This window comes from Pseudomonas sp. NBRC 111123, assembly GCF_001320205.1.
Lineage (GTDB): Bacteria > Pseudomonadota > Gammaproteobacteria > Pseudomonadales > Pseudomonadaceae > Aquipseudomonas > Aquipseudomonas putida_J.
Map to the genome: position 1 here is coordinate 1 of NZ_BCAZ01000089.1, position 6,795 is coordinate 6,795.

General features: G+C 64.1%; 4 protein-coding genes. 3 read left to right on the top strand and 1 reads right to left on the bottom strand.

What is annotated here, in order from left to right; all coding sequences use genetic code 11:
• Positions 1-1,218: retention module-containing protein (locus APH27_RS25160; protein WP_156335913.1), on the bottom strand; the 1,218-nt coding region annotated here is incomplete at its 3' end.
• A gap of 467 nt (positions 1,219-1,685) precedes the next feature.
• On the opposite strand from APH27_RS25160, the gene APH27_RS25165 reads away from it, so the two are divergent.
• From APH27_RS25165 to APH27_RS25175, 3 genes are all read left to right on the top strand, one after another.
• On the top strand, positions 1,686-3,059 hold the full coding sequence (locus APH27_RS25165; protein ID WP_027919392.1) for a TolC family outer membrane protein: 1,374 nt from the start codon (positions 1,686-1,688) through the stop codon (positions 3,057-3,059).
• Between the two features lie 74 nt (positions 3,060-3,133).
• On the top strand, positions 3,134-5,269 hold the full coding sequence (locus APH27_RS25170; RefSeq protein WP_112312941.1) for a type I secretion system permease/ATPase: 2,136 nt from the start codon (positions 3,134-3,136) through the stop codon (positions 5,267-5,269).
• Positions 5,270-5,409: 140 nt separating this feature from the next.
• Positions 5,410-6,762 (top strand): HlyD family type I secretion periplasmic adaptor subunit, encoded by a 1,353-nt coding sequence (locus tag APH27_RS25175; protein ID WP_027919394.1) that lies wholly within the window; start codon positions 5,410-5,412, stop codon positions 6,760-6,762.
• Positions 6,763-6,795: the final 33 nt, after the last annotated feature.

A 6,795-nucleotide genomic window follows, 5' to 3' on the forward strand; every position in this document is an offset into this window, starting at 1 on the left:
ATTGAGGGTGTAGGTGTAGGAGCCGTCTGCGGCCAGCACCAGCGTGCCGTAGGTGCCGGTGAAGGTGCCGGCGATCACCGGGCCGCCCGCCACGCGGTCGGCGCCTTGCACGTCGTTGGTCAGCACATTGCCGGTCAGTTCGACCTGCTGCTCGGTCGCAGTGACCAGGTTGCCATCGTCGAATGCCTGGGGTGCATCATCGTGGATGATGACATCCAGCGAGCCCTGGGCGACATCACCGTCGCGGTCACTGACCAGGACTGGCAAGTGCTCGGTCAGCGACTTGGCCCCGTCATTCTCGATATGTTGCCCGGATGCGGAGAGCGTGTAGGTGTAATTCACCTCGCCGGTGCTCGGGTTGTAGCCGGTAATGGTCAGGATGTTGCCCAGCCCGGTGGTGATCGACTGGCCAACGCCGGTCACCGCGCCCCCCGTCACCACGTTGATGCCAGCGACGCTGAGGTTGAACACACCATCCTGAGCCACCACGGTAAAGCGGCCGTGCTGGGTCAGGGCCGCCGCATCACTGGCAGAGCCCAACGGCAGGTTCGCCTCGTTCAGGCTCAGCTCGCCGGGGGCGATATCCAGCCCCAACAAGGTGACGGGGTGATTGGGGTCTACCGTCGGGATGGAAGGCTCTGTAGGGGGCGTGCCTGCATCGCCGTTGCCGCCGCCAACGGGACGGCCGTTGAGCGAACTGCCATTGCTCGGGTCAAGGCCGCCTACCTCGCGGTTGGCCAGCTCTGGAATGCCATTGAAGCCCGCCGTCGGGAAACCCACCCGGGGATCAACACGCGCACCGACTTCATTCAGCAGGACGAAACTGTGGCCTCCCCCCTGCTCCCCGGACGCGCTCCCGCTGTGGGACCCGGCGGCGGTTGCCTCAGCGCTTTGGGTGGGGTCGTCGCCAGCGGCAATTGCCTGCTGGATACGCTCCACATCACTCAGTTGCGCGTCGCTCGGCGCAACGTCGTGGCCCTGCCCATGGGGCGCCCGGCTGGCAAGCAGGTCCGGCGTCATCTCCAGGCTGCTGTCGCGGCCCAGGGTCAATTCGGCACCGTTCTGCAGGCGGACCGCCACGGCACCCGCAGCACCCGTCTCCAGTTGCTCGCCAGCGAACAGGCGGTCGCCTTCGATCAACGGGCGCCGACTGCCATCGCCGGCAACCGCGAAGACCTGACCAATCACCTTGCTGACCACACCGACTAATTTAGCCATGAGCGAACGCCTCCCCTTACTGATCGGCTACTTCAGCCAATGACGTTGCGCAGGCAGATGTGGGTATGGAGTCCGAAATATCTCAACGGTGAGAATCGTTCTCTCATGTACTACTTTGGCGATAGTAATAATTTAAGTTGGCCATCATTTGGTGCCAATTTTTTGTCGCCAAATACTACTTCCACCCATCCGTTCCGCGTCGTTAGCTGAAAATAATCTGGAACTTGCTGCAGTGCTTGTAGGCCGCGCCTTCCAACCGCGCGCGAATTCACCTGGAAGAAACAATGTCTTGCTTTCGTTAGACCGCATAAGTTTTTTTTCGCATAGGCGTTATGAGAAAAAATTCTTAGCCCGCGCGTTAAATGTTCTTAGCTCTTGTTACAAACATGAAACGGTTTGAATTATAAATTTCGCCATTTTTTTGGCGAATAGCAGGACTTTTTTTGTGACCAGGGAGAAGTAACCCCATGCGCGTTTTCACCCCCCTCGCCAGTGCAATGCTGGTAGCCATGGCATGCTCGAACGTCGAGGCAATGTCCCTCAACGAAGCAATACAGAGTGCCGTGGATTACCACCCGCAAATCAGCTCCAACCGCAACAGCAAGCTTTCGGCCGATGAGGACGTCAAATTCGCCCGTGGTGGTTACTACCCGACCGTGGATCTGGTGGCAGGTTATGGGCGCCAGCGCTCGGACAACCTCAATACCCGGGGCCTCAACCCGGACGGCACGACCAACCACAACAAGGAAACCCTGAACTACACACAGTCGGAACTGCGCCTGCGGCAGATGATCTTCGACGGCTTCAACACCGCCAATGAAGTGGGCCGCACCGAAGCGGTGGCGACCTCGCGCGCCTACTACACCCAGGCCATCGCCCAAGACGTCGCCTTGCGTACCGTCGAGGTCTATCTCGAGGTACTCAAGCGCCGTGAACTGGTGACTCTGGCCAAGAACAACCTGCAGGCGCACCTGCGCGTCAACGACCAGATCGGCCTGCGCAGCGAGCGCGGCGTCGGCAGCACCGCTGACCTCGACCAGTCCCGCGCCCGTCGCGCCCTGGCGGAAAACAACCTGGACACGGCCGAAGTCGACCTGGCCGATGCCGAGGCCAATTTCTACAGCGTGGTGGGCCGCGTGCCTGATGAGCTGGAAGGGCCGCAGTCGATCAAGGTGGAAGTGCCGGCCACCCTCGAAGAAGCACGCGAAGGCATGCGCCAGAACAACCCGTACCTGAAATCGGCACAGGCCGACGTCAATGCCGCCGAACAGCAATACGAAGTGGCCAAGTCGCCGTTCTACCCACGCCTGGACGCCGTACTGGCGACCGGTGCCAACAACAACATCGGCGGTGAGCAGGGCCACAGCAACAACGACTGGCAGGCCGGCGTAGAACTCAACTACAACCTGTTCCGCGGCGGCAGCGACAAGGCCCGCCTGCAGTCCGACGCGCACAAGATCAACCAGGCGCTGGACATCCGCAACAATGCGCTGCGCGAGCTGACCGAAAACCTCAGCCTGTCCTGGAACGCCATGAACAACGCCCGCAAGCAGACCCCGACGGCGCGTGAGTACGCGGAAACCACCCAACGTGTACGTGCGGCCTACCAGGACCAGTTCGGCCTTGGCCAGCGCACCCTGCTCGACGTGCTCGACAGCGAAAACGAGCTGTACAACGCCAATCGCCGCTACACCGAAGTGCGTTACACCGAAGAGTTCTCGATGTACCGGGTGCTGGCGACCATGGGTGAATTGCTGAGCAAGCAACGCATTTCGCTACCACCGGAGGCCATCGCCAACAACGAGGTCCGGACCGAGGCCAGGCTGCCCGACATGCGCTGAGCGTCACGCGTACTGGCACGGAGCGCCTGCACTGCAACCCATCCACCTGGCGGGAGTAGGCCATCGTGACCAGTATGCAAACTGCGCAGCCGCGCCCGGATGTCGATGACCCACTGCTCGATGGCCTGTTGATCCTGTGTCGGCTGCATGGCCGCCCAGCCAGCCGCGCCAGCCTGTGCAGCGGCCTGCCCCTGGCCCAGCAACGCCTGGGGGCAGACCTGCTGCCGCGGGCAGCGGCGCGTGCCGGCCTGCAAGGACGGGTACTGGAGCGGGCGCTGGATGACATTTCGGCGCTCAACCTGCCCGTGCTGCTGTTGCTCGGCAACGGCCGCAGCGCGGTGCTGCAACGCTGGGGCGATGACGGCCGGGCACTGATCCTGCCCTGCGAAGCCGAAGGCGGCGAGCAATGGGTCGAACGTGAAGCCCTGCAGCAGGCCTACAGCGGCCACGCCCTGTTCGCCCGCCCGCGGCATACCCTGGAAGACGTGCGTTCGCCGCTGCTGCCGAGGGTCAACGCCTGGTTCCGCGACACCCTGCGCCATTCCCGCTGGCTCTACGGCGACGCCCTGCTGGCCAGCCTGTTGATCAACCTGCTGGGCCTGATGGTGCCGTTGTTCGTCATGCAGACCTACGACCGCGTGGTCCCCAACCAGGCGCTGTCGACCTTGTGGGTGCTGGTCGCCGGCCTGTTCATCGGCACCGCCTTCGAGCTGGTGCTGCGCATGGTTCGCGCCCACCTGCTCGACCAGGCCGGCAAGAAGACCGACCTGATCCTCTCCGCCACCTTGTTCGAGCGCATCACCGGCATGGCCATGAAGGCCAAGCCCGCCACCATCGGTGGTTTCGCCCAGAGCATCCATGACTTCCAGGGCCTGCGCGAATTTCTCACCGCGGTCACCCTGACCAGCATCATCGACCTGCCCTTCGTGGCCCTGATGCTGCTGGTGATCGGCCTGCTCGGTGGCTGGCTGGTACTGATCCCGCTGATCGCCTTCCCGCTGGCAGTGGGCTTTGCCCTGATCATCCAGGCCCGCCTGCGCGACACCGTGCAAAAAAGCCTGAGCCTCGGTGCCGTGCGCCAGGCCCTGCTGATCGAAACCCTGGGCGGCCTGGAAACCCTCAAGGCCTGTGGCGCCGAAAGCGAACGCCAATACCAGTGGGAGCACACCAACGCAGCCATCGCCCGCCTCGACGCCCACGCCCGCAACCTGTCGTCGCTGGCCAGCAACGGCACGCTGTTCATCCAGCAGTTCTGCGGTATGGCCACCATCGTTGCCGGGGTGTACAGCATCATCGCCGGCAACCTCAGCGTCGGCGCGCTGGTGGCCAGCTACATGCTCGGCAGCCGGGTGCTCGCCCCACTCGGCCAGATCGCCGGGCTGATCACCCGCTACCAGCAAGCGCAACTGACCATGCGCAGCACCGACGCGCTGATGGCCCTGCCCCAGGAGCGTCAGCTCGACCAGCAGGCGCTGGAGCACACCACGCTCAAGGGCGCACTGGCGCTGAGCCACGTCAGCTTCCGCTACCCGGGGCAGACCAGCCCTGCGTTGCAGGATGTGAACCTGGCCATCACCCCCGGCGAGCGCATCGGCATCATCGGCCGCAGCGGCTCGGGCAAGAGCACCCTGGGCCGCCTGCTGATGGGCTTCCACCACCCCGACGACGGCCAGGTGCTGCTGGACAACCTCGACCTGCGCCAGCTGGACATCGCCGACCTGCGCAGCCAGATCGGCTACGTTGCCCACGACTTGCCGCTGCTGGCCGGCAGCCTGCGCGACAACCTGACACTGGGTGCGCGCCATATCAGCGATGCGCGCATGCTCGAAGTGGCCGAGCTCACCGGTGTCAGCGAGCTGGCCCGGCAACACCCCAACGGCTTCGACCGCCCGGTGGGCGAGCGCGGCCAGCTGCTTTCCGGCGGCCAGCGCCAGGCCGTGTTGTTGGCCCGTGCGCTGCTGCTGGAGCCGCCGATCCTGATCCTCGACGAGCCGACCAGCCACATGGACAACAGCAGTGAAGAGCAACTGCGCCAGCGCCTGCTGGCCTGGGTGCCCGGCAAGACCGTGCTGCTGGTCACCCACCGCACCTCGATGCTGAGCCTGGTGGACCGGCTGGTGGTGCTGGACAACGGCAAGGTCGTCGCTGACGGGCCGAAGGATGCGGTTGTCGACGCCTTGCGCAAGGGCCGTATCGGCTCAGCCCTTTGACTCAACATATTCAACCCTGTGGAAGCGGGCTTGCCCGCGAAGCAGACACGGCGGTGTGTGGCACCGGCTTTGCCGGTGTTCGCGGGCAAGCCCGCTCCCACAGGGGCCGCACCTTGCCACTGAGAAAAGTGAGGTAGGCCATGTCCTTGAGCCATAACATCCGCAGTAGCCATGGCACCGACAAACGGGCCGAGCGCGACTACATGCCGGAACTGGCAGGCGCCACCCTGCAGGATGCGCCTCGCCTGTCGCGCCTGACCGTGTGGCTGGCCGCAGCGTTGCTGCTGGTGGCGCTGGCCTGGGCCAGCCTGGCGGTGCTCGACGAAGTGACCGTCGGTGAAGGCAAGGCGATCCCGTCGAGCAAGGTGCAGGTGGTGCAGAACCTTGAAGGCGGTATCGTCACCGAGATTTTCGTGCGCGAAGGCCAGATGGTCGAGAAAGGCGCCACGTTGCTGCGCCTGGACGACACCCGGTTCAAGTCCAACAAAGGCGAAAGCGAGGCTGACCGTTACGCCCTCACCGCCCAGGTCGAGCGCCTGTCGGCGGAGGCCGAAGGGCGCCCGTTCGTGCTCTCGGACGAAGTGCGCGCCAAGGCGCCCCAGGTCGCCGAAGACGAAATCGCCCTGTATGGCTCGCGCCAGCGGCGCCTGGCCAGCGAAAAACAGACCCTCAACGAACAGCTGCGGCAGAAGAACCAGGAACTTGCCGAGTTCCGCTCCAAGGTCGATCAATACCGCTCGGCCGTGGCATTGCTGCAGCAGGAGACCGACATGTCGGCGCCGCTGGTAAGCAAGGGCGCCATTTCCCCGGTGGAAATCCTGCGCCTCAAGCAACGCACCGTCGAAGCTCGCGGCCAGCTCAACGCCACCAGCCTGGCCATCCCCCGTGCCGAAGCGGCGATCGCCGAGATCAAGAGCAAGATCGAGGAGTCCGAGGCAGGCTTCCGCTCGGACGCTGCCAAGGAGCTCAATGACAAACGCACCGAGCTGTCCAAGATCACCGCCACCAGTATCGCCATCGACGACCGGGTCAACCGCACCACCGTGGTGTCACCGGTGCGCGGCATCGTCAAGCTGCTCAAGGTCAACACCATCGGCGGCGTGGTGCAGCCGGGCAGTGACCTGGTGGAGATCGTGCCGATCGAGGACAACCTGCTGATCGAGGCCAAGGTGCGCCCTCAGGACGTGGCCTTCCTGCACCCGGGGCAACCGGCGATGGTCAAGTTCAGTGCCTATGACTACACCATCTACGGTGGGCTCAAGGCCAAGCTGGAGCTGATAAGCGCCGACACGGTCACCGATGACAAGGGCAATGCGTTCTACCTGATCCAGGTGAGGACCGAGAAGAACCACTTGGGTGGGGACAACAAGCCGTTGCTGATCATCCCCGGGATGGTGGCCACGGTGGATATCATCACCGGGCAGAAGAGCGTGCTGGATTACCTGCTCAAGCCGGTGCTCAAGGCCCGCACCGAGGCGCTGCGGGAACGGTGAACTGCCTGCACCGGCCCCTTCGCGGGTAAACCC